Origin of the sequence: Vulcanisaeta sp. JCM 16159, assembly GCF_001316265.1 — an archaeon.
GTDB lineage: Archaea > Thermoproteota > Thermoprotei > Thermoproteales > Thermocladiaceae > Vulcanisaeta.
The window spans coordinates 201,409-223,693 of record NZ_BBDN01000004.1; the positions used below are offsets into that span (position 1 = coordinate 201,409).

A 22,285-nucleotide genomic window follows, 5' to 3' on the forward strand; every position below is an offset into this window, starting at 1 on the left:
CATTAATTATTTTTAAGGTATTCTCATTAACTAATACAGGCTTGGTTACTCTGCCTTGCCAATGGCCTTCCTAACGACCTTACCACCTGGCATTTGAAAAGCCCTATTATGACACCCCTCCTGCCCTTTGGCGCGAGCATCCATACCTTGATAGGCTTAAGCTTCATTACCTGACCGTCACAATCAACTTCATATTCTCTCTCCATGTAACTTGATAGTTCTGCCATCGTACTCTAGTTATTATTCTATCCTTAATAAATAATCATAGCCATAAACAATGCATAAATCAATATTTATAATGCTCTTTCTACACGGGTAATTACAAGAACAAAAACGTACAATACGCTATAGTTGCATACTAATAATTGCAGTTTTTACGATAATCACTGCGGCAGTAAATCAAGGTTTAAGCATTCACAAATATCATCGGAACACTATATGACCTAGGAAAGTTTTTATTATTGTGAAACCTGGTATTATTAAAATACTGATATAAGATGAGGGGTCCCAAGCACTGATGAGAGGATGAGACGCACGTTGGTGCATCGTGTTATGATAATAATTATAAACTGTAAGAATTACATCTTAATTAATGACCATTAGGGCCGTGATTTACGGCGTGGGCCCCATTGGTCAATTAATAGCTCGGGTTGCGTTCAGCAGAGGTTTCGATATAGTTGGCGCGATCGATATTGACCCGCAGAAGGTTGGTAAGGACCTCGGTGAGGCTATTGGACTTGGTAAAACCCTGGGCATCAGAATTGAGAGCAATGCCGACAAGGCCCTTAAGGATGCCAAACCTGATGTTGTCCTCCACTCAACGGGTAGCTTTTTCGATAGGATCTACCCACAGATAATGAAGGCAATTAGGGCCGGCGCCGACGTTGTGTCAACATGCGAAACACTGGCATGGCCCTGGTATAGGTACCCAGACCTCGCAGAGCTTGTTGATAATTATGCGAGAAGCCGTGACGTAACGGTACTTGGGGCTGGTGTTAATCCAGGTTTCGTATTTGATGCATTACCCGCTGTGTTATCCGTGACATTAACGAGACTTGATAAGATCACCGTGATTAGATCCCTAGATGCTTCAAAGAGGAGGTACTCCTTCCAGAAGAAGATTGGCTTGGGCATGATGCCGAGCCAATTCACGGATGCGTTGGGTAGGGGTGAGATAACGGCCCACGTAGGCTTCGCAGAGTCAGTACTGCTCCTGGCCAATATCACAGGACTTAAACTGGACAGGGTTGAGGAGGGGCAGGAGGCATTAATTGCGGAGAGAAATTACGAAACGCAGTACTTCAAGATCGAGCCTGGGCAGGTAAAGGGTGTCGTTGGTCATGGAAGCGGCTTCATCAATGGTAAGGAGGTTGTTAGGGTTGAGTTGAGGGCCTGCGTTGGCTGTGAGGACTTTGAGGAGGTTAGGCTTGAGGGTGACCCACCAATCACTTGGAGGAGTACCGGAACGCCTGGTGACCCAGCCACCGCAGCCGTGATTGTGAACCTAATACCAAGGGTCTTGAACGCAAGGCCGGGGTTAATCACACTCAAGGATTTAATTAACTACTCATACACGGCCTAGTCCTAAGGTATCACCTCTTTAACTTCTCAATACGTACCCTGGTATCCTTATACGCAGGTGTCTTGGTAATAGGATTCAACACGGCAGGGACTAAAGCATTTGCCAGAAGTTCTGGGTAATGGAAGGTCGTGAATAACACACCCCTTGGAACTCTAGCCGAAGCCTTAACCCTAGCCAGCACCTCACCAACCGGTGAGACTAACCTAACGATCTCACCATCCTCAACACCCTCAACCCTCATATCCTCGGGATTCACCTCAACAATAGGTCCCCTCCAAATGACCTTAAGTACTGGCGACCTCGACGTCATGGTTGCGGTATGGTACTGTGCCCTCTCCCTACCAATAATTAATGAATACGGGTAAAGCCTCTCCATAACCACGTCAAGGCCTCTCCAACCAATTACCCTAAACCTAGCCCTACCTCTTGGGAACCCATCGGCATATAGTATTGGAGTACCTGGACTAGACCCACCCGGCACTGGCCATTGAAGCCCACCCTCGCGCTCAAGTCTCTCATGACCTAAACCACTAAATACCGGTGCTACCCTCGCCATCTCCTTCATTATGTCAGAGCTATCCCTAAAGCCCATGTCATAACCAAGCCTCCTAGCCAACTCAATAAAAACCCACCAATCAGGCTTTGCATCACCTGGCGGATCAACAACCTTCCTCGTTAATTGCAACCTCCTCTCCGTATTCGTGAATGTACCGTAATCCTCAAGGGCCGCAGACGCCGCTGGCAATACCACATCAGCGTACTCGGCAGTCTCAGTCATGAAGATGTCCTGAACAACCAAGAACTCTAACCTACTCAACGCCTCAGCGACGGCCTTACTGTCTGGGTGCGACCTAACGCTATTCTCACCAACTATATAGAGCATCTTTATCAAGCCCCTCTTAGCCATATCAATCATTTCTGTACTCCTAAAACCAACAAAGGACGGCAATCTACATCTCCAAACCTCCTCAAAGCGCCTCCTAACCTCCGGATCCATCAACGATTGATAGCCAGGCAACCTACCTGGTGCGCACCCAACATCGGCTCCTCCCTGAACGTTATTCTGGCCCCTAAGTGGCATAAGGCCTGTGCCTGGCTTACCAACGTTGCCCGTTAGCAATGCCAGATTTATCAGCGCTGATACGTTCTCCGTACCATTCTCATGCTCAGTAATGCCGAGGGTCCACATAATCATTGACGGCTTCTCAAGCGCATAAAGCCTAGCAACCTCCTTAATAACGTCCTTAGGTATTCCGGTCACATTCTCAGCAAATTCGAGGGTAAATGCGCCAAGACTCCTTACCCAATCCTCGAAGCCCTCAGTATACTTATCAATGAAGCCCTTATCATACCAACCCATGTCAATTATGTACCTGGCCATTGCGGAGAATAGTACGACATCCGTACCAGGCTAATGAGGAGCTCATACTCGGCGTACCTTGCTAACTCGGTATGTATTGGGTTAACGATTATTAAGTGGGCACCCTGCTTAGCAGCCCTCTTGACGTAGGCCGCGATGACCGGGTGTGTTTCATTCATGTTGGAGCCAACCACGATTATTGTTCTTGAGTTCAGCACGTCCCTAATTGGGTTGGTCGCGGCGCCAAAACCAAGTTGTGCGGCTAGCGACCATGCTGAGGGTTCATGGCATAGTGTTGCTGATTGATCAATACTGTCAGTACCAATGGCGCACCTCATGAACTTCTGGAATGCGTAAATGCTCTCGTTGGTACTCCTGTCACTCATTATACCGCCAATCGCGGCTGGTCCATACTTGTTGAGGATCTCCCTAATCTTACTAGCTATTAGGTCTAGGGCCTCATCCCACGTGGCCTCCCTAAATACCTCATGAATAGGCCTACCGTTGAGTGGACCCTTAGGAACATTGGGTCTTCTGATTAATGGTTTGGTAAGTCTCTCAGGGCTATTAACGTAGTGATACCCGAACTTACCCTTAACACAGAGCTTACCTTCATTTGCAGGCCCGTAAGCGCCCCTAGCCCAGATAACCCTGCCATCCTTAACCCCATACTCGACTTGACAACCAGTGCCGCAGTATGGACATGTGGTCTCAACAACCTTATCAGCAGGTACCCAACCCTTCTCCATCAAAGCACCAGTTGGGCATGCATCAACACACGCGCCGCAACTAACACAGCTTGACATACCCATTGAAGTATCGAGGTCAAAGCCAACCCTGGTGCCTGAGCCCCTACCTATTACCGCGATGACATCGTTATTCTGATCAATACCACAGGCAATCACGCATTTCCTACACATTACACAGGCGGATGGATTAAATATTATTGCTGGGTGCGTATCATCAACCTTAACGTCAGGCATCACTGGCGCTGGTTCAAGGCCGTACTTAACCGCGTACTCACACACCCTACACCTCATTTGCTCCTCCTTACTCCTGTGGGTATGATTCTTCAGTAAGAGCCTTAGTAAGGTCTTCCTGGCCTCAGTAACTCTCGCACTCTCGGTCTCGATCTTCATACCCTCCGATACCTTGGTTATGCATGACGGCATCAACCTACCATTAACCTCAACAACGCATATCCTGCAGGAACCATTTGCGAAGCCCTCGTAGTAGCACAGTGTCGGTATTTCAATGCCATGCCTCCTGACCAGGTTTAGTATTGTCTCTTCCTCGAGGGCCTCAACCTCCTTACCGTTTAGGACCACCTTGACCATACCCATCACCTGAAATGAACGCCAGCCCTACAGACGCCCCTTACGTGCTCCTCAAACTCATCCCTAAACTGAGTAAGTGCATCAAGAAACACCTTGCCGGCAGACATGCCGAGGCCGCAGAGTGAGGTCTCCATCATAGTCCTCGCCACCGACTCAGCCACTTAAGGTCTTCCTCACTCGCCTTACCTGCACTAATCCTCTCAAGGACCTCAACCAACTCCTTAGTACCCAACCTACATGGCTCACACCTACCGCATGACTCATGGGAGAAGAACCTCTCAACCTCAAGCATTACGTCGACAATACACCTATTGTTGGATAAGGCAATAATTACTCCAGGACCGAGGAAAACCCCGAGCTTCCTCGTATCCTCAGGCGTAAGCCTTACCCTAATCTTTGATGAGTGGACAAGGCCTGAGGAAACCCCACCAACAAAGGCGGCCTTAACATTCTCCTCCTTAGTCCCTGCCTTCGCCAATAACTCGTTGAGACTTACTGTCAATCTCTCCTTGTAAAGGCCTGGCTTATCCACATCGCCTGTGACGCAGAAGTACTTCTCAATAGTTATCTCCTTACCCTCGTAATAATTGCCCAGGAGCACGGGCACCGCTGCGATAACCTCTACATTAATTACTGCGGTGGCTTACCGAATAGGCCGGCCTCCGTTGGGTCAGGAGGCCTTAATCTAGGCTCGCCCCTATTTCCCTCGAGTGAGTTTATCAATGCCGTTTCCTCACCAACTATGTAGGGAGAACCAACAAGCGAGACTGTAATGGGAGGTAACCTATTAAGTAAGCCACTACTCTCTAGGAATGGCTTTAACTCATTGAGTGCCTTATCAAGCATCATCTTAGCATTCCTAAATCTCTCATTAACTGCTATGATTACCTCATCAACATTAAGGGCGAGCGAAAGCAGTAATGCACCCTCGAGCAATTGATGAGTATTCCTCTCCATTATAAGCTATCCTTAAAACCGCCAGGTTCACCCTCATGACCATTAACAACCAGGTACTTAGGCCTATTGGCACTACTTGCCAAAGCCTTAAACCTACTTAGGGCACCACCGCCAAGTAGACCAACCTTAACGAGTAATTCAAGTATGAAGAGCTTATTATCTTCATTAAGGAATTTCTCAAAGTACTTATAGCCACCCCTCGCTATGTACTTATCGAGGGGTTCGTATTGAGATTGAACGTAATCAATCCTTGATTCCTCGATTTCTCTGAACTCACCATTAATGAACGTGTAATACTTATCACCCATCCTAACCACTGGACCTTATCGCAATAACCAAGGCAGTAAGTAATGGAGTATTTAATGCCACGCCTCTCCAACTCTTTAGTGACCTCCCTGGCGCCCTTCAATAGGCATGGAAGGCCCATGCATACCTGGACCTCTGAGTAATCATGAAAGTAGAATGTTGATAACGTCTTAACTGTTGATAGGGGTAGGCCATACTTATCGGCTATTTTCTTAAGCTCATCATCGGATGTAATTTTCCTTTCAATTATCTCCTTACTTGCCTCATGTAGTCTTGCCCTATAATCCATGTTGGAAAAGCACGTTAAGGATTTAAAGGTATTTCGGGCCGTAATGTGTAGTGGGTTATTAGGCTTAGTTATTTTGAGTAATTGGGTGTTAAATGCTGGGTTCATGGGTTATTAATGATATGGTCAGGATAGTTAGGATCAATAATTATGCAGATCTCAATAAGGTACTCATTGATTTAAGACCGGGCGAGTGCGCATTATTACTTACTAAGCAGTTTGATGAATCGTTAAGGTACGTGGATGGCGTTGCACGGTATTACTGAGGAGCATTAGGGATAAAACCGAGGTGGACTACCTACTCGCCGCCGGTAACAAGGTCCTATGCATATCCATGGATGGATTCGGCCTACTAAGTGAATACGCATTGTCAAGGCTTAAATACGTAATAATAACACGCCAACCTTCAGAAGCAGATACCAAACTCTTCAAGATACTATTAAACATAACTCAATAAACTTACTTATTACCGAGCCATACCCTCTTCACCGTACCTACTCTGTCAAAGTCCTTATCCTCACTTACGATTATGTTAATCCCATTATTTAGCATCACTGCCACGTGAATGGCATCAGACGGCTTTAACACACCTATGTACTTCTTGGCGGTTTCGTACTCATTTAAACCAATGCTAACAATTTTTACGTAGGGTAGTACTACATTGTCAAGAAATCTTATGGTATCCTCATACCTGATACCATACTTCTTTCTCGAAATATAGATAACCTCATCAAGCACCAAGGCGTCGGTATACAGCGTATTCCTCCTCATGAGGAGGTTCCTAAAGAATTTAACAATACTTTCCTCGCCTGCATTTAAGTATATAAGCACGTTGGCGTCTAAAAACATCATATACCTCACTCAAACTCGTCCTCCAGGCTTAAACCACCGAGCTCGCCTAGCTTTGGCTTAACACGTACATATTTTTTTAATAGTTTCCAGATGCTCCTTAATTTTTCTATCAAATTCATTAATATCTTCATTAGGTGCTAACCTAATTATTATCTCACTATCCTTAACCTTAATCATTAACTCATCCCCATCCCTAATACCTAAAGTCTCTCTAATGGCCTTTGGTATCGTAATACGGCCTCTCCTCACCCTAACTCGATACTCAGGTGTCTCACTCATAGACCTCCTTAATTTATACCGATACACCTATATATTAAATCTTAATCCATAATCATTGCCTTAATTCATGATCCATGTCAACTCTATACATGGAATTCTCAGCCATGGCCCCCTGTGGCAGTTTGTAGGTGAATTATGATTAATGTACTTGACCGTGGCCGCCGTGGTTGACCTAGTCCTGGGTTTAATATTACTTATTTAAAAATACGAGTACTTAATGCGTTATTCTAAGCGATAATCATTAATCATTTCAGTTAACGCTTATATTCTGGGAATACTCGCCATATCCGTGTTAAGTGAGGTAATGGGTAAATGGGGTATTAAGGAATTCGATGTGATTCGTATATACCTTAAGGATGGCACAACATTGGATGGCGTAGTACTGCCCAGACCTGGTGTTGGTGATCCCAATGTATTGATTCTGAAACTTGATAATGGATATAACGTGGGCATCCACGTTAGTAATATCGAGAAGACGGAGGTTAAGGGCCATGTCGAGTCGAGGAGTTCTGTATCTATTCCGGTTGGTCAGTTCGTTAAGGCCGAGTCCACGGGCTTGCCTAGGGTTAGGCTCGTGGCTACTGGCGGCACAATAATGTCTAAGGTGGATTACAGGACTGGCGCCGTGTATCCAAGCTTTAGCCTTGAGGACCTATACGCCATGTACCCAGAGGTCAGGGGCATAGCGGATATTGAGCTCTTAAACCTGATGGCCATATTTAGTGAGGACATGACGCCGGGAAGGTGGGCCGAAATTGCTGAGGCTGCTTACAGGGCATTCCTCGACGGTGTTTCAGGGGTTGTCGTGCTTCACGGCACGGACACCATGCATTACACAGCCGCTGCGTTATCCTTCGCCATCAGGAACCCCCCAGGCCCAATAGCCCTTGTTGGCTCACAGAGGAGTAGTGATAGGCCGTCCAGTGACGCCTTCGAAAATATGTTGGCTGCGGTTCTCGTCAGCGCCAGGGCGCCATTTGCAGGCTCCTACGTGGTGATGCATGCATCGACCAATGACGGGTTAATAGCGGTTCATAGAGGGACTAGGGTTAGGAAGATGCACACGTCTAGGAGGGACACGTTCATAAGCATTAATGATAGGCCCGTGGCTACGTAGACATCAATAAACTCGAAATAATACTGAACACGAACAACTACATCCCCAGGTCTAGGGTGGAGGATACCATATTAATGAATAAGTTTGATGAGAAGACAGCCCTAATCAAGTTCTACCCAGGCATGGACCCTGAGATGCTGCACTTCCTAATTGACAGGGACTATCACGGCATTGTTATTGAGGGCACGGGATTCGGCCACGTTAGGGAGGAGCTGCTCGACCCAATAAAGAGGGCTATCGACAGCGGCATACCTGTGGTGATCACGAGCCAGACAATATTTGGTAGGGTTAACCTCAACGTTTATAGGAGGGGCGTGGAATTACTTAGGCTTGGTGTTATACCCGCGGAGGACATGATACCGGAGGTCGCCTTCGTGAAACTCTCCTGGGTATTAGGGCAGACCAGGGATATGAATGAGGTAAGGAGGTTGATGCTAACGCCAATAGCTGGTGAACTAAACCCAAGGAGTGATGTGGGCACGTACATACTGGGTCCCGAATTGCCCAGGAAGTGACCTCATGATGAACACTTCGGTGGATGACCAATGATTGAAATCACCCTCGCTGACCTTACTCAATCCTAATTTCAAGTCGACCCACTGGGATTATTGCCCAATCTCTTGTAAGCATTAGTTTGTAGGCCAGCGCCTTAACTCCATGATTAAGGGCATACTTAAGGGATTCCGCGAACTTGGGATCGAGTGATGCATTGGGCATGAATAGCCTCGCCCTAGATCTGAAGACTAGAAATAATACGTAGGCCTCGTAACCAAGCTCCGCAGCCCTAGCCAATTCAAGCATGTGCCTTGCACCTCGTGACGTGGGTGCATCTGGGAATTTAGCGATTTCATTTTCCTCAAGGGTTACGCCCTTAACCTCAACAAAGGCGTAACCACCACTGGGCGATTTAAGTAATAGGTCAAACCTACCATTGCCGAAGCCGGGTTCCTTCCTAATAACCTCATAACCATTCAATACGTACCCATTATTAATCAGCCAGGCTGCAATGTCGTTATGTATCGCAGAATTAACCAGAACCAATTCATCACCTAGGTCAACGGCCACCAGGTAAAACCTGGTCTTGCCCGTGGACTTCGAATACGCAAAGAACCTCATGCCAGGTCTTAATAGTTCCATCAATCTACCAGGGTCATGAATATGTATGAACTCCTCCTTACCATTAATAATGCCGATACCAACGAACCTATTTAATCTCTTAACAAAAATTCCGTCAATATCCGGTCTCCTAATAATAAAATTACTCATTACTGGTTATGTAAGTTCGCGGTTTAAATCACCTTATATTTAACATTAGGGGAGTTAATCATGAGGCTTATCCACAGACTTCACATACCTTCTAAGGAGAACCAACGCCACTATTACTGGTGGTATTAGCACAATGAATGTATTCCTAATTCCTATTATGTCGCTATGTAGCCCGTTATTGTCGGTGTTATTATGCCAATGAGCATCATGAACGAGAAGAATAGGCTATTTGCGGCATTCCTATACTGCGGCTTAAAGGCCCTCGATATGGATACCACGGAGAGAGGGTAAGTGGTACCGTGTGGTATACCCAGTATTAGTAAAGCCACGGCGTAAATCAATGGATTATTCGTAAGCACAATCAGTAATATGCCGGCCACGGTCATGGTCACGGCACTGGCCATGTACGGCCACAACCTCTCTGCAGGCCTAATTGATAGGTATAGTCTGCCTAGGAAAGATGTAACGAAGAATAGTGAGAAGAGTATCTCAACCATTGAATAACTGATGCCAAAGGAGTCCCTGGCGTAGATACCGCCGAATGCCATTAGGAAGGAGAAGACAACGTTGTAGGTGGCTATATTTAGGACCGCCGCTATGAAGCCTGGGTTTGATATTACCGTAGATGTGCTCACTGCGGCGATATCCTCAGCGCTCTCCTCAGGGAATCTAACGAATGGGGCTATTGTAAGGGCCAGTAGTGGAAATACCGTGAAGAATAGGAAGGATTCCCTAAGCCCGTAGTACTTCAGTATCAACGACTCAATGGCTGGGCCCAGGATTAGCTGATACTCAGAGACAACGTGTATATGTTGAGCAATCTCTCCCTGGCCCTCCTGTCCGGTAATAGACTTGCTGATGTTATTACATTGGGCATTAGAAAGCCTAAGATGAAACCAGCTACGGCAGATAGTATCCATATTGTGAGTGGTGATGACGACCAAAATAGTGGAAATACAATGGCGTAAAGAGCTGACGATGCTATGAAGATGGTCCTCCTACGACATGCCCTCAACCTTGAATTTAACATTCCACTACTCAGGAAGGTCATTAATGAGGTTAGCTGATAACACGCCAACCAGTGTATTACTAAAGTGGAAGTTATACCTGGCGATCAGTGGTATTGTCGTCATTAGCATGTTGTTTGATGCCCTAATGGCTATGGTGAGTGGCACTATTATTGATATTGCCTGTATAAGGCCCAGGTACTGCCCCCTCGTCATTTCCCACCACCGTACCTTTTAACGACCTCTACGAACTCCCTATAATCACCTGGGCTATAAATACCATACCTCACCCTGGTAAGTATGTTCCTTATGAAATCCCTCGGCAACCTAATCGGTAGTTTATTAGCCACATAATCAATAGCATCGCTAAGGTTCCTTCTGGCTATTTCAATTCCAGCCTTATAAACATCGATGAAGTACTGAGGATTACCATTAATTTGAGCACCACATGCACCAGGCGCACCAACGAGGTCTTCCAGAAATTCACCAACATGCTCAAGAACCCCAAGATTAAGAACAGCACTTTGGGCACTGCCCATATTTAGGAGGTTAAGAACTGAGGGCCAGTCATCGGCATAGATAAGTTCAGCCTTAAGCCAACCTTATCCAACAATGCCCTAATAAGCACATCAGCTGCACTACCACGTCTCCAAACGGCGATCCTAGGGCCCCTCAATTCAGGATACACAAACATTAATTGCTTAACCGTCACCACATCAATCCTTAAACCACTCCTTATTAGCGACGTTAATGAATCAGCAATTGCGTATGCGCAGGCTCATCACTACCCTTACCGAATACTAGGTCGAGGTCCCTATATTCCCTAGTAGCTAGTATTAGTGGGTATGAGACTGGGCCTGGCGCAGCCACTATTTTCATAATCGATATCGACAAAGATATCTAATTTATAAAACCTACCCGCAGGTTCTAATTTCATTATTCCTTACCTAACCCTAATTATGAATTCCGTTTAAAGTGCATGGGCGAATAATAGCGTTATTACTAATACTAAGGTTAGTAGCAGTGCGCCCATTGTCAGGTAATCCCTTGGCCTGTAGTTCCCTGGATTATAAACGAGGAGGTTTGCTGGATGACTGAAGGGTGTTAGGAATGTGGTTGTTGATGCCATGGCGACCACAGTTACGGCTAATAATGGGTTTGGGTATGTGAGGGCTATGGGCGTCATTATTGTTGCTGCGCTTACATTATTTACGAAGTTCGCAATGAGCGCGGTTATCAGGAATAAGACAATAAGCGATTTAGGGAGTATACCGGCTATTACTGTTGACAATCCACTGCTGCTCATTGCATAGCCCAGGGATAGGAATGAGGCTATGAATATGAGGACTGACCAATCAACATATTGGTAAATCCTCCTATAATTAACCGCGCCACTAAGCATGAGCGCAATTACCCCCGTGAGAAATGCCAGGGCAATGTTTACCCCCATTAATGACGCTATTGTTGCCCCTGCTAATACGGCAATTGATACCACACCCTTCCTAACATCAAAGAGCTTAGCACCCCTAGTCCTGAGCGGTACCAAGCCGTAATCACTCATGAACCTCGCAATACTCTCCTCACTACCCATTAGGAGAAGTGCATCGCCAGGTCTGAGCACCACATGTGAAATTCTACCGTATATTCTCCTATCCCCTGCGGAGATCCCCACGATCCTAACGCCGTACTTATTCAGCACGTCTAGATCTGATATCGTATAGTTAATGAGGGTTGATGCGCTCGTTATTAACGCCTCGATAACCTCCTTACCCTCAATCTGCGCGGACTGGGGTGCCAGGGTTAATCCCTTTATTGATGATATTATTGGTAACTTATCCACGGGTACCTCCATTATTAATGTTGCCCCGCCATGAATTCTACCTGACCTGGAGAGCCTTCTCGGTAATACTGACCTTATCTTAACGCCATACTCCCTCTCAACCTCACGCCTAGTCTTACCAATTAATTCACAATCCTCACTAACCTGGCCTCCACTACGTATTCGCCAATCTTTAAATCATCAACACTCGTGACCACACTCTCCCTATTTGGCAGTAATAGGTATATGAGTAGTAGTGTGGGTATGCTCGTAAAGACTATTACCAAGCCTATACTTAGAAATTGAAACACAGGCAAATACCTACCAAACCTCTCATACCAAAGCTGGTCAATTATTAAATTCGTGCTTGTACCAAATATTGTGTACCTACCACCAATGATCGCGGCGTAAGAGAGGGGTAGTAAGTACTTGGACAACTTCTTGTTGTGGCTCCTCGACACCGCGTACATGAACGGTATGAATATCGAGACCAACGCCACATCGCTCATGAAGCCTGATAGTAACGAAACTATCAACATAACTATAACCAGGAGCACATACTCATTCCCAAACACCTTATCCAGCTCCTCGGCTAGCTTATCGAGAAACCCCGACTCCTCCAGGGCCTTACTAATCACCATGACACTGCCGAGAACCACAACTGTGGTAGAACCAATGAATGCTAGGGCCTTCTCAGCTGATGATGCCACCGATGATTAGTAGGACCATGACTATGAGACCGACAACATCATACCTAACAATGCGTATCAATAATAGTGTTATTGCTAGTACGAGTATTGCTAATACGTAATACTCCATAATGAGGGACCTATCATTAATTTAAGGAATGATTAAGGGAGGATTTAAGCAGTGGGTTTGTTAAATCCCGTGGGTTAGATAGTCAATTCTGCCGCCATCAGCCACGATTGTCTGCCCAGTGATATACCTAGCCCTATCACTGGCTAGGAAGAGCACTACGTTGGCTATGTCCTCAGGCACGCCAGTAGTGCTCAGCATAGTCCTAGACCTAACCAGGGCCTTCGTCTTCTCAACCTCCTCCGGCGTCCTATTGGCCGTGGTCATGTCAGTCTCAACCCACCCGGCGCGACCGCGTTGACCCTAATACCGTACCTCCCAAGCTCAAATGCCATGCGCTTCGTGAGTATTATCACGGCAGCCTTCGTTATTGCGTAGTACGTCGTACCCTCAAAGGCCGTGCCTATGCCCGCGTTCGACGCTATGTTTATTACAACACCCCTAGTCCTCTTCAACTGCGGCAGAAATTCAAGGGTCATGTATATAATGCCCTTGACGTTGACGCCCATCATCCTATCAAACAACTCCTCATTATAGGACTCAAACGGCATTAAATACATAACGCCAGCGTTGTTGATGAGTACATTAACGTCACCAAGCCTATTACTAACGATTTCCGCAGCCCTCCTAACCTCATCCCTAATGGCCACATCACACTTAATAGTCAATATGCCCATCCTCTCGAGTTCCCTGGCTTATCATCACTCCTGGCGTAGGTCACGGCAACCCTAGCACCCTCCCTTAGGAATGCCTCGGCAATAGCCTACCTATACCTCGGGTACCACCCGTGACCACGACCACCTTATTACTGAACTCACCCATACGAGCATAAGCATCGCCCAAGTGCTTATAAGGATTAAATCAACCATGTAATAATAAATGGAGTTCCTAGCACCGCTTAACTCGGTTAATGTTGGAGGTAGATTATTAAGCAACGCCAAGGTCTCAATAAGTGATAAGTACGTATTCATAATAGGCATTGGGCCAGACGGCAGTTATGAGGAGAGGTTACTGGAGATTAATAGTGATGAAGCCAAGCAAATAATTAGTAGCAATAAGGACTACTTTAGCGAACTTCTCGATATACTTGACGAACTCATCATTAATATTGGGCGTGAGGTCAACTTCAACATTAATGCGAAGAGCGTCGAGGCCGGGGACCCAATTCAATACCTGGTGAAAAGGCTCAATAATCATGATGAGTATCTCAAACTCGTCGGCGATGGGTGGAGGAGGATCCTCGACTCCGTGAGACTCGGTAAGGTGAGTATCAGCCTTTCGGGTGGTGATAGGATTTACGTAACGCACAGTGGTAATAACGTAACACTTAACCTGGTGGCGGAGCATAGAGGGTGGTATTATTGAGGTCATAACCTATACCGAGGGTAAGGTAACGGGGATCGTCAGGGTTAGGGTTGGTGAGGACGTAGTTGTTAAGGTCGACATTAGATCCCCATCATCCCTAATAATACTGTCCCAGGCAAGAGATTCTGATAGGCTGGGCGGTCCATTCATTAACCTAATGCCTAGGGTTAGGGATCACGTCATTAAGTACGTTAATGAAATATTGGGCGTGATGAGGAGGTACGGAGCGATTCAGTGATTTCCCCATAAAGTAATGCTTAAAGCCCCATTTTAATGGGTATGTAGCCGTGACGAGCGAGCAGGCGGAGATCCTGGGCCTTAGGAGGAGCGCTGAGATTAAGGGTAAGTACGTAGACCTAGTGGTTTATGCGGCCAAGAGCGATAGGAGGATCTTCCTCAGCGGTGTTGTTAAATGCCCATTCACCGGCAAGGAGTTTAAGCTGTATGTTACGCCTCACACCGACCAGGTTAGGCTAGGTTTTATCCAGCATTTCAGTGGCTTTAATGAGCATATAGTCAGGACTAAGGAGTATGGGCAGTGGCTCGTTGTTAGGGTTGAGCCGTACTCAAGGAATTCATTCCATAGGAGGAGGTACTTCGTATGTGTGAAATGTGGTTATAAATCCACGAGACTCATTGATACACTACTTCACTTAATTACAGTTCACGGCTTCCTAACAAAACTCCCATAACAACACTTAATAACCAAGCAATAAATGCCCAAGCTAATGAGCATTCTTTCTGGTAGGATTCAGGAGTTGATTGATAGGTACGCTAAGATTTACATGGAGAGGACGGGAAGGTCCAGGGAGTTATTCGAAAGAGCCAGGAAGGTACTTCCTGGAGGAACCACATACCAAATAAGGTACTTCACGCCGTATCCAATATACGTAACGAGAGCCAGCGGCGTCAAGGTTTGGGATGCTGATGGTAATGAGTACGTGGATTACTGGATGGGCCATGGAACTCACATACTCGGTCATTCGCCGGACTTCGTTGTCAAGGCCGTTAATGAGGCCGCCTACGGAGGCACGCATTTGGGATACCCAAACACCCTGGAGGTTGAGTATGCGGAGTTATTGACTAAGGTTATACCCAATGTCGAGATGGTTAGGTTCTCGAACAGTGGTACTGAGGCCAACATGTACGCCGTTAGGCTCGCAAGGGCGTACACGGGGCGTAGGTACGTGATTAAGATGGAGGGTGGATGGCACGGTGGCTATGACGGCTTGCATGTTGGTGTCAACCCACCGTTTGAGGGTCCCGAGAGCCTTGGGCTTCCTCCCGAGCACATCAAGTACACGCTCGTGGTCCCATTCAACGACCTAGACGCACTTGAGAAGGCTTTGAGGGGCTTTGACGTGGCTGCGGTGATCATGGAGCCCGTGCTCGGCTCAGGCGGTTGCATAGAGCCCCAGCCCGGCTATTTAAAGAGTGTTAGGGAACTCGTGGATAGGTATGGGGCCCTACTAATATTTGACGAGGTTATCACAGGCTTCAGGCTAGCGCTCGGTGGTGGTCAGGAACTCTTCAATGTCAGGGCTGACATAGTGACGCTGGGGAAGATAGTCGGTGGTGGTTATCCAGGGGCCGGCGCCATTGCCTCGAGGTCAGAAATAATGGAACTGCTCAACCAGGTCAAGAAACCGAGCGCTAGGGCTAGGAGCTTTCACGGAGGTACATTCACGGGCAATAGGATAACGCTCACTGCAGGTTATGCATTGATTAGTTACCTGAACCATCACAGGGCACTCTATGAAAACTTCAACAACCTCTGGAATTGGGTGCGTGGGGAAATGGATAAGGCTTGTGAAGAGTACGGCAGGATCTGCTGGGTGACGGGCGTCGGTAGCATGCTCGGCATTCACTTCACGAGGAATAGGCCGATAAATGCCAGGATAGCGTACATTGATAGGATTGATGACGGTCTATACAGCCTACTGCACCTATACATGAGGACTAGGGGCATTCTATACATGACTGAGCACACGGCTCACCTATTGCCTTCAATGATACACACTGGAGACCACGCAAGGGCATTGATGGAGGAATTTAAGAATTTATTAAGTGAGGTGATACGTAAATGATACCTAACTTAGTATTATCAATAGGCCATACCGCAGTAAAGCCTAGTTATTACTGCCATTGCATGAACCAGAGGCATTACTATTCACGCAATTAATAGCCTTGGCAAGTCGAGCCCTGGTAGCACCCAGGTATAACTGTGCCTTAGCCATGGCCCAATCAAGTGATTTTCCTATCATAATACCTGCCTTAATTAATAAAACACGGACAATGCGTAGCGCCCTCGTTAATAAGACCCTTGATTTATTAATAATGTTATTAATGGTATTATTAATCATGAGTTTAACATTGTTAGTATTTCCATTAAACCCAATGCCGCTCATTGGCTTTGAACCAACCATTAATGGGGTTGGTTGCCTACCCAGGTATAAAGCCTTTAGTTCATTTTCGGCCTCCTCAAACCTCTCAAGCCCAATTAGTACGGCTAGCTTGGCCAGCCTATACCTCTCATTACCTGGGTCCAACTCCAGCGCCCTCTCAATCTCAGGCAGAGCCTCCTCAAAGCGGCCCAGCTTTAGAAGGGCGATACCACGTGAGTAATGCCTCCTCGCCTCATTAAGTCCCTGCCCATTACCCTGAGCTGTACCGTAGGTCTCTTTCTGTTCCACGTTTATTATTCAATCCTGGAACTTATAAATCTTTGCCATGGTAATTAGCCAAATAAAGAAATTGAGAAACCAATTTGAAACCAGTGAAATACGAAATTCACGACCAATACCTAGCCAATTCATCAGCGTAATTACCGGGAAGAACCTCCTCATGTTGGCCAACGACCTCTCATGAGCCTCCCTGTCATATGACGAAACAGCGTCTGAGATTATTACGGGCATGAAGCCCAGGGCGTAGGCATGCCTAGCGCTGGTCTCCACACCTATGTCCGTGGCAATACCCGTGAAAACAACCGTGTACCTCCCCGAATTCCTGAGTAGTAACTCCACGTTTGTCCCGACAAAGAGGGACCAAGTATTCTTGTTAATGACCACGTCATTGGGCTGCGGCTGAACTATCAACTCCATCTCCTCAGGCCTGAAGCCACCCCTCCACTGCATTATCTTAGCCGTAACAGGCTCAAAGCCCCTTGGGAAAGGCGTTATCTTCGTGAAGATTATTGGCACATTAACCCGCCTAGCCGCATTAATCGCCGTGTCCAAGGCCCTCTGGAACTCATCCCTATTAAATATGCCGTTGAATAATGCCCTGTGCACATCCCAAACCACCAGTACGGAATTACTTGGTTTTAGAACTTCCTTAAGTACGTCAGGGCTAACCATACGGCACTACATGGCAATCAACAGGTTTTAAACATTGCTCTCAAGGCATCATACATAGTAAGTTTAATTTAACCTAAGTCCCCAGCACTAATGGGCCACTAGGCGCATGAGCTTGATTGAGTGCATCGTTGTTAATGCATTAAGGAGACTTGGCAAGATAAACCTTGATAGATTAGCTAAGATAGTCTTTCTAATCGATAAACTAGGTGAGTACGAAGCATTCAACTGGGACTACATTGACCTAGTCTTAACGAGTACGGAGTTCATAAACACCATAGAAAAATTAACAAGAGATGGGGTTGTAAAACTCATAGGCAACTTCATAATCCCCCTAAACAATGATTACGACCCAGGATGCGGCTGGCTTGAAAACACCGTTAATACAACCATCAATTACGTAGTGAACAGGTACGGCGGATTAACCGATAATGAACTAGATGATGTAATTGAGTCAATAATGGAGGGTGTGTATTAATGACGCTCGTACTGGGTATCGAATCCACGGCCCACACCTTCGGTGTTGGGATAGCCAGCGAGGACGGAGTACTCATAAATATTAATGACACATACACACCACCACAGGGCGTGGGAATACACCCGAGAGTTGCTGCCGACCACCACGTCGCAGTAGGCCCAAGACTACTCAGCGAAGCGCTGAAGAAGCTCGGCATTGGCATTAGGGACGTCGATGCCGTGGCCTTCTCCATGGGCCCAGGACTAGGCCCAGCCTTAGGGTCGGTGCTACCCTGGCGAGGGCAATAGCCATTAAGTTCGGCAAACCACTGGTGCCCGTTCACCACGGCATCGCACATGTCGAGGTAGCCAGGTGGTCCGCAAAACTCAGGGACCCGCTGGTCCTACTCGTGTCCGGCGGGCACACAATGGTCATTGCACACTCTGGGAGGACTTACGGGGTTTTTGGCGAGACGATAGACATGGCCGTGGGCAATGCCCTAGATTACTTCGCGAGGAGTGTTGGTTTACAAAACCCAGGGATCCCACACCTGGAGGAGTGCGCGGAGAGGGGTAGTAGGTACATACCACTTCCATACACTGTTAAGGGGCAGGACGTATCCTTCTCCGGGCTAGTCGAGGAGGCCCTAAGACTCGTTAGGAAGGCATCGCGCTGCCCGACGTGTGCCTAAGCCTAATCGAGACAGCGTACTCAATGCTAGGCGAGGTGGTCGAGAGGGGACTAGCACTAACGGGTAAGAAGGAGCTATTACTGGCTGGTGGCGTTGCAAGGAGTAGGAGGCTTAAGTCCATAATGGAGTGGATAGCCAATGAATTCAACGCAAAACTAGGCATAGTACCGCCAGAGTACGCGGGGGACAACGGAGGAATGATAGCACTAACAGGCTACTAGCCTACAAAAGCGGAATCACCATAGACCCAACCGAAGCAGTGACAAAACAAAGATGGAGACTAGACGAAGTAGAAACACCCTGGTTCGGAAACGAACCCTGGTTCAACAAATAATCCCAAAGCACCAGATGGCGAGAGAATAATGAGGAGAAAATAAAAGGAAGAAATTTTAACAAGACTTATTTAAGGCATTAAGCTCATTATGAGCTTGCTGTTACTGTGAATGGGTATGTCTGGCCGCTGACCGTGGTTATGTAGCCGCTGTATTGTATTCCGACTGCGGCTGTTTGATTGCCGCTGCATGATGCCTTAATTCCAGTTGGCACGGTTATTCCACCGCTGCCACTAATTGATGTAGCGTTGTTAAAGACGTAAGTTCCACTAGTACTACCACTTGTTATTCCTAGCGTTATTGTTAATTGACCTCCCTGTGTTCCAGCTGGCACCTGCACTGGCTGTGAGAATACACAGCTTAGGCTTCCCAGCGTGAAGCCATTAATGCCAATACCACTACTCGATGGGTTGCTTATTAAGATAGTTAAGGTAGCGCTACCACCACTACTATTAATAGCATTACCAACACCTGTTAAGCCGATAGCCTGTACCTGTAGTGTTGCTGTTTTGCTTGCTGAGCCTGCTAGTCCGAAGACCCACACAGCCACTGCCACAGCCAGCGCTATTGCCACGGCTATGAGTATTATCGTAGCCACCACGTTAGATATACCCCTCCTATTCATTTTTGTTGCCATACGCTTTGTTGATCTTTCAACTGCTTAATAAATACTCACAGGCGTGGTTTTTGGTACTTTCTATTTGGGAAAATCTCTTTCTATTGCGGTAGAAACATGGGGTACCTAGGTTATGTATTTAGTGGTTGTTTGCTTATTCTTTCTTTCTATCGTTAATTGCATGGCTTAGTTTCTGCTTTCCAATATTTTGTTACCTTAGTTAGTATCTAAGGACATTAGTTAGTGATTGGCTTATTCCTATGATTGTGTTGTTGATATTGTATATGCCCATTGATGCGGCTATGTTGCCGGCCACAGCTATGAATTTCATGACTATGAACACGACCATGAACCACCTAAACCTTGGATATCTGTGCGTTGCTAGGTATATCATTGCCATGAGTGCTTCGTAGGCTGTGAAGCTATTGCCGCGGCTAGGTAATTGCTTAGGTGTAGGGTGGTTGCGTAGTAGTTGAGCTCCTGAAGCCCAAGCAATGAGAAGTCCAGGTAACTAGTTGTCAAGTCGAGTAGGTTTGCCAGTGTTGCTGTGAGTATTAGGTCTGCCTTATTAATCATTATTATATTCTCTTTCTACACATGAGTATAAAAATTTTATTGAGAATTTATGATTATTTTTATTGATTTTATTTTGTATAATTGTTGAGAAGAGATAGAAATGATGGAATAGAATAAAGAAACCCCGGTAAACTCAATGATAAGACGTTCAATACTTAAATCCCTGGGTCATCACAGCCCTCCAACCAGGTATGTGGGCTGTCGGTTTCGAAAAACATGGAGACCCCGGCGTACTTAAGGTCATGGAGTTTCCAGACCTCAGGCCAGGGCCTGGGGAGGTCATTATTAGGGTTTTGGCGACCTCGTTGAATAGGATTGACACAATAGTGCGTAGGGGATACCCGGGTATACCCGTTAAGTTACCTCACGTACCGGTGCCGACATGGTTGGCTACATAGAGTCGGCTGGACCTGGCACGGATCTTGGCGAGTTTAGGGTTGGGGACTTAGTCCTGGTTAGTAATGCGTGGGGTTGTGGTTCGTGTAGGTTCTGTAGGGTTGGTATGGAGGACCACTGCCAATCATGGACTATGCCTGGATTTCATGTTTGGGGTGGTTATGGGGAGTTGGTTAGGGTCCTGTTAGGGCCCTGGTCAGGGCGCCCAGGGGGATGACCATTAATGAATTGGCCGTACTACCGCTGGCCTATGGTGTTTCCTGGAAGGCTCTGAGGGTTGCCAATGTCGGCCCTGGTGACTGGGTGCTGGTGTTGGGAGACTTGGGTGGTGTTGGTACGGCATTAACGATACTGGCCAAGGCATTGGGTGCCAGGGTAATTGCGGTCACCACGAGGCCCAGTTTACTGAGGACCTGGGGGTTGACGTAGTTGTTGGTTATGATAAGGAGGAGTTGATGAGGGCTATTAATGAGAATACTGATGGTGGTGTTGATGCTGCCATAGACAGTATTGGCGACACTTTGCCAATGGCGTTGGATGCCGTTAGGCCAGAAGGCACGGTAGTCACGTTTGGAGTCCTTGAGAAATCATCCACGGTGCAGATCGACATTAGGAGGTTTTACCTTAGGCATACACGGTTGATAGGCATTCACAACGCGTCTGGGTCATACCTTAAGGAGGCCATTAACTTCATGGTTAGTAGGGACGTTAGGCCATTCATAAGTAAGAGTATTAAGGATGCCCAGTCCTCCATGAGTTGATGGAGAGTAGGGGCGTGGTTGGTAAGGTGGTGATGCTTCATGAGTGGGACTAGGGCTAAGGCAGTGGCTTACGTAATCCTACCCCTGGTACTGTGGCCGCTATCCTTTGACGTATTTAGTAAGTACTTTGTCTATGGCATGGCACTATCAACGTTACTGCTCGGCTTATTATCACTGGCTTGGTTTAGGGATAGGCTTCGGTGGTTTAGGGTTAACACCTCAGTAGTGATTGTACTTGGTCTCCTCATGTCCGGGATTCTCTACATGATCTTTGTTGGTGGTTACGCATTGCTTAAATACATGGGACTCGCGGGTTATGTGGTCCTCGTTTATGAAATGGTTAGGGGCATGGCAAATGCTTATGCCTTATCCATTGCCCTGGTAATCATTGGGTTCATGGAGGAGGTCTACTGGAGGGGTGGTCTTCAGGAATCGGCGAGGGAGTTAGGCGGCATTTTTAGTAATGAGCCTTGGATAGCGTCGATGATTTACTACACGCTCGTCCACATATCCACGTTGAATCCAGCCCTAATTGCCGGGGCTTTCGTCATTGGGCTTATTGATGGTGTGCTTGCGGATAAGGCTGGCCTTACGGCCTCAATAATAGCCCACGTAATGTGGCTAGAGTTAATGATGGTGTTCCTCCCGCTGGTTTCATAGCGATACGTGGGCTTACATCATGGTTATTTTACTTAATATAGAAAATAATGTTTTTAAATTATTAAGAATTAAATTGAATATTAATGAATAAGAG

At 46.7% G+C, this 22,285-nt stretch carries 35 protein-coding genes and 4 pseudogenes; 15 read left to right on the plus strand and 24 right to left on the minus strand.

The genetic code is table 11. From position 1 onward, the window contains the following. Positions 1-26: 26 nt before the first annotated feature. Positions 27-227 (minus strand): chromatin protein Cren7, encoded by a 201-nt coding sequence (locus JCM16159_RS05365; protein WP_243666000.1) that lies wholly within the window; start codon positions 225-227, stop codon positions 27-29. 365 nt (positions 228-592) lie between these two features. Here JCM16159_RS05365 and JCM16159_RS05370 point away from each other — a divergent pair, with 365 nt between their 5' ends. Further along, positions 593-1,582 (plus strand): dihydrodipicolinate reductase, encoded by a 990-nt coding sequence (locus JCM16159_RS05370; protein WP_054857172.1) that lies wholly within the window; start codon positions 593-595, stop codon positions 1,580-1,582. Between the two features lie 10 nt (positions 1,583-1,592). Here the strand turns inward: JCM16159_RS05370 and JCM16159_RS18725 are convergent, their stop codons facing one another. The 6 genes and pseudogenes from JCM16159_RS18725 to JCM16159_RS15030 all read right to left on the minus strand — a co-directional run bounded on the left by JCM16159_RS18725 (position 1,593) and on the right by JCM16159_RS15030 (position 5,936). Next, positions 1,593-2,963, minus strand: coding sequence for a molybdopterin oxidoreductase family protein (locus JCM16159_RS18725; protein ID WP_367834302.1), 1,371 nt, complete (start codon positions 2,961-2,963; stop codon positions 1,593-1,595). After that, a complete protein-coding gene (locus JCM16159_RS05375; protein WP_367834303.1) occupies positions 2,948-4,279 on the minus strand; it encodes a molybdopterin-dependent oxidoreductase in 1,332 nt (443 codons plus the stop codon). Before JCM16159_RS05375 ends, JCM16159_RS18725 begins: the two co-directional genes overlap by 16 nt. A 5-nt stretch (positions 4,280-4,284) precedes the next feature. Next, positions 4,285-4,571, minus strand: a pseudogene (locus JCM16159_RS18730) (NADH-ubiquinone oxidoreductase-F iron-sulfur binding region domain-containing protein). A 338-nt stretch (positions 4,572-4,909) separates the two neighbouring features. After that, entirely contained in the window at positions 4,910-5,236 is a 327-nt protein-coding gene (locus JCM16159_RS05385; protein WP_054857174.1) for a hypothetical protein, read from the minus strand. Then, positions 5,236-5,553, minus strand: coding sequence for a hypothetical protein (locus tag JCM16159_RS05390; protein ID WP_054857175.1), 318 nt, complete (start codon positions 5,551-5,553; stop codon positions 5,236-5,238). The genes JCM16159_RS05385 and JCM16159_RS05390 overlap by 1 nt, the downstream gene beginning before the upstream one ends. Continuing rightward, positions 5,439-5,936, minus strand: a complete 498-nt coding sequence (locus JCM16159_RS15030) for an NAD(P)H-dependent oxidoreductase subunit E (protein WP_367834304.1) — start codon at positions 5,934-5,936, stop codon at positions 5,439-5,441. Before JCM16159_RS15030 ends, JCM16159_RS05390 begins: the two co-directional genes overlap by 115 nt. Between JCM16159_RS15030 and JCM16159_RS15035 the strand changes: the two genes are divergently transcribed. Both JCM16159_RS15035 and JCM16159_RS15040 read left to right on the plus strand, forming a co-directional pair. Next, entirely contained in the window at positions 5,924-6,094 is a 171-nt protein-coding gene (locus tag JCM16159_RS15035; RefSeq protein ID WP_243666003.1) for a hypothetical protein, read from the plus strand. The genes JCM16159_RS15030 and JCM16159_RS15035 overlap by 13 nt on opposite strands. 23 nt (positions 6,095-6,117) lie before the next feature. Beyond that, entirely contained in the window at positions 6,118-6,285 is a 168-nt protein-coding gene (locus JCM16159_RS15040; protein ID WP_243666004.1) for a hypothetical protein, read from the plus strand. Between the two features lie 2 nt (positions 6,286-6,287). Here JCM16159_RS15040 and JCM16159_RS05400 read toward each other — a convergent pair whose 3' ends face one another. Both JCM16159_RS05400 and JCM16159_RS05405 read right to left on the minus strand, forming a co-directional pair. Further along, a complete protein-coding gene (locus tag JCM16159_RS05400; RefSeq protein WP_054857176.1) occupies positions 6,288-6,680 on the minus strand; it encodes a type II toxin-antitoxin system VapC family toxin in 393 nt (130 codons plus the stop codon). Positions 6,681-6,737: 57 nt separating this feature from the next. Further along, entirely contained in the window at positions 6,738-6,986 is a 249-nt protein-coding gene (locus JCM16159_RS05405; protein ID WP_243666005.1) for an AbrB/MazE/SpoVT family DNA-binding domain-containing protein, read from the minus strand. A 262-nt stretch (positions 6,987-7,248) separates the two neighbouring features. On the opposite strand from JCM16159_RS05405, the gene gatD reads away from it, so the two are divergent. Together gatD and JCM16159_RS18740 are read left to right on the plus strand one after the other, a co-directional pair. Beyond that, positions 7,249-8,076, plus strand: a complete 828-nt coding sequence (gatD, locus tag JCM16159_RS18735) for a Glu-tRNA(Gln) amidotransferase subunit GatD (protein ID WP_367834305.1) — start codon at positions 7,249-7,251, stop codon at positions 8,074-8,076. A gap of 56 nt (positions 8,077-8,132) precedes the next feature. Then, the gene (locus JCM16159_RS18740) at positions 8,133-8,591 is read left to right on the plus strand and encodes a hypothetical protein (protein WP_367834306.1); all 459 of its coding nucleotides are present in this window, start codon (positions 8,133-8,135) and stop codon (positions 8,589-8,591) included. Positions 8,592-8,646: 55 nt separating this feature from the next. On the opposite strand, the gene sfsA is transcribed toward JCM16159_RS18740, so the two are convergent. The 10 genes and pseudogenes from sfsA to JCM16159_RS18755 form a co-directional block, all read right to left on the minus strand. Further along, the gene (gene sfsA, locus JCM16159_RS05415) at positions 8,647-9,342 is read right to left on the minus strand and encodes a DNA/RNA nuclease SfsA (RefSeq protein WP_054857178.1); all 696 of its coding nucleotides are present in this window, start codon (positions 9,340-9,342) and stop codon (positions 8,647-8,649) included. Positions 9,343-9,497: 155 nt separating this feature from the next. Next, positions 9,498-10,100, minus strand: coding sequence for an MFS transporter (locus JCM16159_RS15045; protein WP_243666006.1), 603 nt, complete (start codon positions 10,098-10,100; stop codon positions 9,498-9,500). Positions 10,101-10,123: 23 nt separating this feature from the next. Beyond that, entirely contained in the window at positions 10,124-10,393 is a 270-nt protein-coding gene (locus JCM16159_RS15050; RefSeq protein WP_367834307.1) for a hypothetical protein, read from the minus strand. Beyond that, positions 10,377-10,565 (minus strand): hypothetical protein, encoded by a 189-nt coding sequence (locus tag JCM16159_RS15055; RefSeq protein WP_243666008.1) that lies wholly within the window; start codon positions 10,563-10,565, stop codon positions 10,377-10,379. The genes JCM16159_RS15050 and JCM16159_RS15055 overlap by 17 nt, the downstream gene beginning before the upstream one ends. Beyond that, positions 10,562-11,064 (minus strand): annotated as a pseudogene (locus JCM16159_RS15060) (DUF3834 domain-containing protein). Before JCM16159_RS15060 ends, JCM16159_RS15055 begins: the two are co-directional and overlap by 4 nt. 32 nt (positions 11,065-11,096) lie before the next feature. Continuing rightward, positions 11,097-11,243 carry a DUF3834 domain-containing protein gene (locus JCM16159_RS18745; protein WP_367834308.1) on the minus strand — a complete coding sequence of 49 codons (147 nt, stop codon included), beginning with the start codon at positions 11,241-11,243 and terminating at the stop codon, positions 11,097-11,099. A gap of 76 nt (positions 11,244-11,319) precedes the next feature. Beyond that, entirely contained in the window at positions 11,320-12,201 is an 882-nt protein-coding gene (locus JCM16159_RS15070) for an SLC13 family permease (RefSeq protein ID WP_243666010.1), read from the minus strand. A 110-nt stretch (positions 12,202-12,311) separates the two neighbouring features. Next, complete coding sequence (locus JCM16159_RS15075) at positions 12,312-12,878, minus strand: SLC13 family permease (RefSeq protein WP_243666011.1); 567 nt, start codon at positions 12,876-12,878, stop codon at positions 12,312-12,314. Beyond that, positions 12,862-12,987, minus strand: a complete 126-nt coding sequence (locus JCM16159_RS18750; protein WP_367834309.1) for a hypothetical protein — start codon at positions 12,985-12,987, stop codon at positions 12,862-12,864. The genes JCM16159_RS15075 and JCM16159_RS18750 overlap by 17 nt, the downstream gene beginning before the upstream one ends. A gap of 60 nt (positions 12,988-13,047) precedes the next feature. After that, positions 13,048-13,806 (minus strand): annotated as a pseudogene (locus JCM16159_RS18755) (glucose 1-dehydrogenase). Between the two features lie 57 nt (positions 13,807-13,863). Here JCM16159_RS18755 and JCM16159_RS05440 point away from each other — a divergent pair. The 3 genes from JCM16159_RS05440 (at position 13,864) to JCM16159_RS05450 (ending at position 16,436) form a co-directional block, all read left to right on the plus strand. After that, positions 13,864-14,349, plus strand: coding sequence for a hypothetical protein (locus tag JCM16159_RS05440; RefSeq protein WP_243666014.1), 486 nt, complete (start codon positions 13,864-13,866; stop codon positions 14,347-14,349). A gap of 287 nt (positions 14,350-14,636) precedes the next feature. Then, positions 14,637-15,041 (plus strand): hypothetical protein, encoded by a 405-nt coding sequence (locus tag JCM16159_RS05445; protein ID WP_054857179.1) that lies wholly within the window; start codon positions 14,637-14,639, stop codon positions 15,039-15,041. Positions 15,042-15,077: 36 nt separating this feature from the next. Beyond that, positions 15,078-16,436, plus strand: a complete 1,359-nt coding sequence (locus JCM16159_RS05450; RefSeq protein WP_054857180.1) for an aspartate aminotransferase family protein — start codon at positions 15,078-15,080, stop codon at positions 16,434-16,436. A 42-nt stretch (positions 16,437-16,478) separates the two neighbouring features. On the opposite strand, the gene JCM16159_RS05455 is transcribed toward JCM16159_RS05450, so the two are convergent. Together JCM16159_RS05455 and JCM16159_RS05460 are read right to left on the minus strand one after the other, a co-directional pair. Further along, entirely contained in the window at positions 16,479-17,042 is a 564-nt protein-coding gene (locus tag JCM16159_RS05455) for a tetratricopeptide repeat protein (protein ID WP_054857181.1), read from the minus strand. A gap of 9 nt (positions 17,043-17,051) precedes the next feature. After that, positions 17,052-17,705 carry a cysteine hydrolase family protein gene (locus JCM16159_RS05460; protein WP_243666015.1) on the minus strand — a complete coding sequence of 218 codons (654 nt, stop codon included), beginning with the start codon at positions 17,703-17,705 and terminating at the stop codon, positions 17,052-17,054. Positions 17,706-17,811: 106 nt separating this feature from the next. Between JCM16159_RS05460 and JCM16159_RS05465 the strand changes: the two genes are divergently transcribed. Both JCM16159_RS05465 and kae1 read left to right on the plus strand, forming a co-directional pair. Next, positions 17,812-18,180, plus strand: coding sequence for a hypothetical protein (locus tag JCM16159_RS05465; RefSeq protein ID WP_054857182.1), 369 nt, complete (start codon positions 17,812-17,814; stop codon positions 18,178-18,180). Then, positions 18,180-19,184 (plus strand): annotated as a pseudogene (kae1, locus tag JCM16159_RS05470) (KEOPS complex N(6)-L-threonylcarbamoyladenine synthase Kae1). Before JCM16159_RS05465 ends, kae1 begins: the two are co-directional and overlap by 1 nt. An 86-nt stretch (positions 19,185-19,270) precedes the next feature. Here kae1 and JCM16159_RS05475 read toward each other — a convergent pair. The 3 genes from JCM16159_RS05475 to JCM16159_RS05480 form a co-directional block, all read right to left on the minus strand. Next, the gene (locus JCM16159_RS05475; RefSeq protein ID WP_054857183.1) at positions 19,271-19,819 is read right to left on the minus strand and encodes an archaellin/type IV pilin N-terminal domain-containing protein; all 549 of its coding nucleotides are present in this window, start codon (positions 19,817-19,819) and stop codon (positions 19,271-19,273) included. Between the two features lie 199 nt (positions 19,820-20,018). After that, positions 20,019-20,198: a hypothetical protein gene (locus JCM16159_RS15090; RefSeq protein ID WP_243666016.1), complete on the minus strand. Its 180-nt coding sequence runs from the start codon at positions 20,196-20,198 to the stop codon at positions 20,019-20,021. Continuing rightward, positions 20,189-20,374 carry a hypothetical protein gene (locus JCM16159_RS05480; protein ID WP_054857184.1) on the minus strand — a complete coding sequence of 62 codons (186 nt, stop codon included), beginning with the start codon at positions 20,372-20,374 and terminating at the stop codon, positions 20,189-20,191. The genes JCM16159_RS15090 and JCM16159_RS05480 overlap by 10 nt, the downstream gene beginning before the upstream one ends. Positions 20,375-20,565: 191 nt before the next feature. Between JCM16159_RS05480 and JCM16159_RS15095 the strand changes: the two genes are divergently transcribed. The 5 genes from JCM16159_RS15095 to JCM16159_RS05490 are packed head-to-tail and all read left to right on the plus strand — an operon-like array spanning position 20,566 to position 22,191. Then, the gene (locus JCM16159_RS15095; RefSeq protein WP_243666017.1) at positions 20,566-20,772 is read left to right on the plus strand and encodes a hypothetical protein; all 207 of its coding nucleotides are present in this window, start codon (positions 20,566-20,568) and stop codon (positions 20,770-20,772) included. Then, on the plus strand, positions 20,757-20,987 hold the full coding sequence (locus tag JCM16159_RS15100) for an alcohol dehydrogenase catalytic domain-containing protein (RefSeq protein WP_243666018.1): 231 nt from the start codon (positions 20,757-20,759) through the stop codon (positions 20,985-20,987). The genes JCM16159_RS15095 and JCM16159_RS15100 overlap by 16 nt, the downstream gene beginning before the upstream one ends. Then, positions 20,984-21,199: a hypothetical protein gene (locus JCM16159_RS15105; protein ID WP_243666019.1), complete on the plus strand. Its 216-nt coding sequence runs from the start codon at positions 20,984-20,986 to the stop codon at positions 21,197-21,199. Before JCM16159_RS15100 ends, JCM16159_RS15105 begins: the two co-directional genes overlap by 4 nt. Next, positions 21,184-21,531 carry a zinc-binding dehydrogenase gene (locus JCM16159_RS15110; protein WP_243666037.1) on the plus strand — a complete coding sequence of 116 codons (348 nt, stop codon included), beginning with the start codon at positions 21,184-21,186 and terminating at the stop codon, positions 21,529-21,531. The genes JCM16159_RS15105 and JCM16159_RS15110 overlap by 16 nt, the downstream gene beginning before the upstream one ends. Positions 21,532-21,570: 39 nt before the next feature. Then, the gene (locus JCM16159_RS05490) at positions 21,571-22,191 is read left to right on the plus strand and encodes a CPBP family glutamic-type intramembrane protease (protein WP_054857185.1); all 621 of its coding nucleotides are present in this window, start codon (positions 21,571-21,573) and stop codon (positions 22,189-22,191) included. Positions 22,192-22,285: the final 94 nt, after the last annotated feature.

Coding starts and splice junctions, on each gene's coding strand:
- JCM16159_RS05365 (WP_243666000.1), bottom strand. CDS start 227: ATGGCAGAACTATCAAGTTACATGGAGAGAGAATATGAAGTTGATTGT.
- JCM16159_RS05370 (WP_054857172.1), top strand. CDS start 593: ATGACCATTAGGGCCGTGATTTACGGCGTGGGCCCCATTGGTCAATTA.
- JCM16159_RS18725 (WP_367834302.1), bottom strand. CDS start 2,963: ATGGCCAGGTACATAATTGACATGGGTTGGTATGATAAGGGCTTCATT.
- JCM16159_RS05375 (WP_367834303.1), bottom strand. CDS start 4,279: ATGGTCAAGGTGGTCCTAAACGGTAAGGAGGTTGAGGCCCTCGAGGAA.
- JCM16159_RS05385 (WP_054857174.1), bottom strand. CDS start 5,236: ATGGAGAGGAATACTCATCAATTGCTCGAGGGTGCATTACTGCTTTCG.
- JCM16159_RS15035 (WP_243666003.1), top strand. CDS start 5,924: ATGCTGGGTTCATGGGTTATTAATGATATGGTCAGGATAGTTAGGATC.
- JCM16159_RS15030 (WP_367834304.1), bottom strand. CDS start 5,936: ATGAACCCAGCATTTAACACCCAATTACTCAAAATAACTAAGCCTAAT.
- JCM16159_RS05400 (WP_054857176.1), bottom strand. CDS start 6,680: ATGATGTTTTTAGACGCCAACGTGCTTATATACTTAAATGCAGGCGAG.
- sfsA (WP_054857178.1), bottom strand. CDS start 9,342: ATGAGTAATTTTATTATTAGGAGACCGGATATTGACGGAATTTTTGTT.
- JCM16159_RS15050 (WP_367834307.1), bottom strand. CDS start 10,393: ATGACCTTCCTGAGTAGTGGAATGTTAAATTCAAGGTTGAGGGCATGT.
- JCM16159_RS15055 (WP_243666008.1), bottom strand. CDS start 10,565: ATGACGAGGGGGCAGTACCTGGGCCTTATACAGGCAATATCAATAATA.
- JCM16159_RS15070 (WP_243666010.1), bottom strand. CDS start 12,201: ATGGAGGTACCCGTGGATAAGTTACCAATAATATCATCAATAAAGGGA.
- JCM16159_RS18750 (WP_367834309.1), bottom strand. CDS start 12,987: ATGGAGTATTACGTATTAGCAATACTCGTACTAGCAATAACACTATTA.
- JCM16159_RS05440 (WP_243666014.1), top strand. CDS start 13,864: ATGGAGTTCCTAGCACCGCTTAACTCGGTTAATGTTGGAGGTAGATTA.
- JCM16159_RS05450 (WP_054857180.1), top strand. CDS start 15,078: ATGAGCATTCTTTCTGGTAGGATTCAGGAGTTGATTGATAGGTACGCT.
- JCM16159_RS05460 (WP_243666015.1), bottom strand. CDS start 17,705: ATGGTTAGCCCTGACGTACTTAAGGAAGTTCTAAAACCAAGTAATTCC.
- JCM16159_RS05465 (WP_054857182.1), top strand. CDS start 17,812: ATGAGCTTGATTGAGTGCATCGTTGTTAATGCATTAAGGAGACTTGGC.
- JCM16159_RS05475 (WP_054857183.1), bottom strand. CDS start 19,819: ATGGCAACAAAAATGAATAGGAGGGGTATATCTAACGTGGTGGCTACG.
- JCM16159_RS15090 (WP_243666016.1), bottom strand. CDS start 20,198: ATGGCAATGATATACCTAGCAACGCACAGATATCCAAGGTTTAGGTGG.
- JCM16159_RS05480 (WP_054857184.1), bottom strand. CDS start 20,374: ATGATTAATAAGGCAGACCTAATACTCACAGCAACACTGGCAAACCTA.
- JCM16159_RS15095 (WP_243666017.1), top strand. CDS start 20,566: ATGTGGGCTGTCGGTTTCGAAAAACATGGAGACCCCGGCGTACTTAAG.
- JCM16159_RS15100 (WP_243666018.1), top strand. CDS start 20,757: ATGGTTGGCTACATAGAGTCGGCTGGACCTGGCACGGATCTTGGCGAG.
- JCM16159_RS15105 (WP_243666019.1), top strand. CDS start 20,984: ATGACCATTAATGAATTGGCCGTACTACCGCTGGCCTATGGTGTTTCC.
- JCM16159_RS05490 (WP_054857185.1), top strand. CDS start 21,571: ATGAGTGGGACTAGGGCTAAGGCAGTGGCTTACGTAATCCTACCCCTG.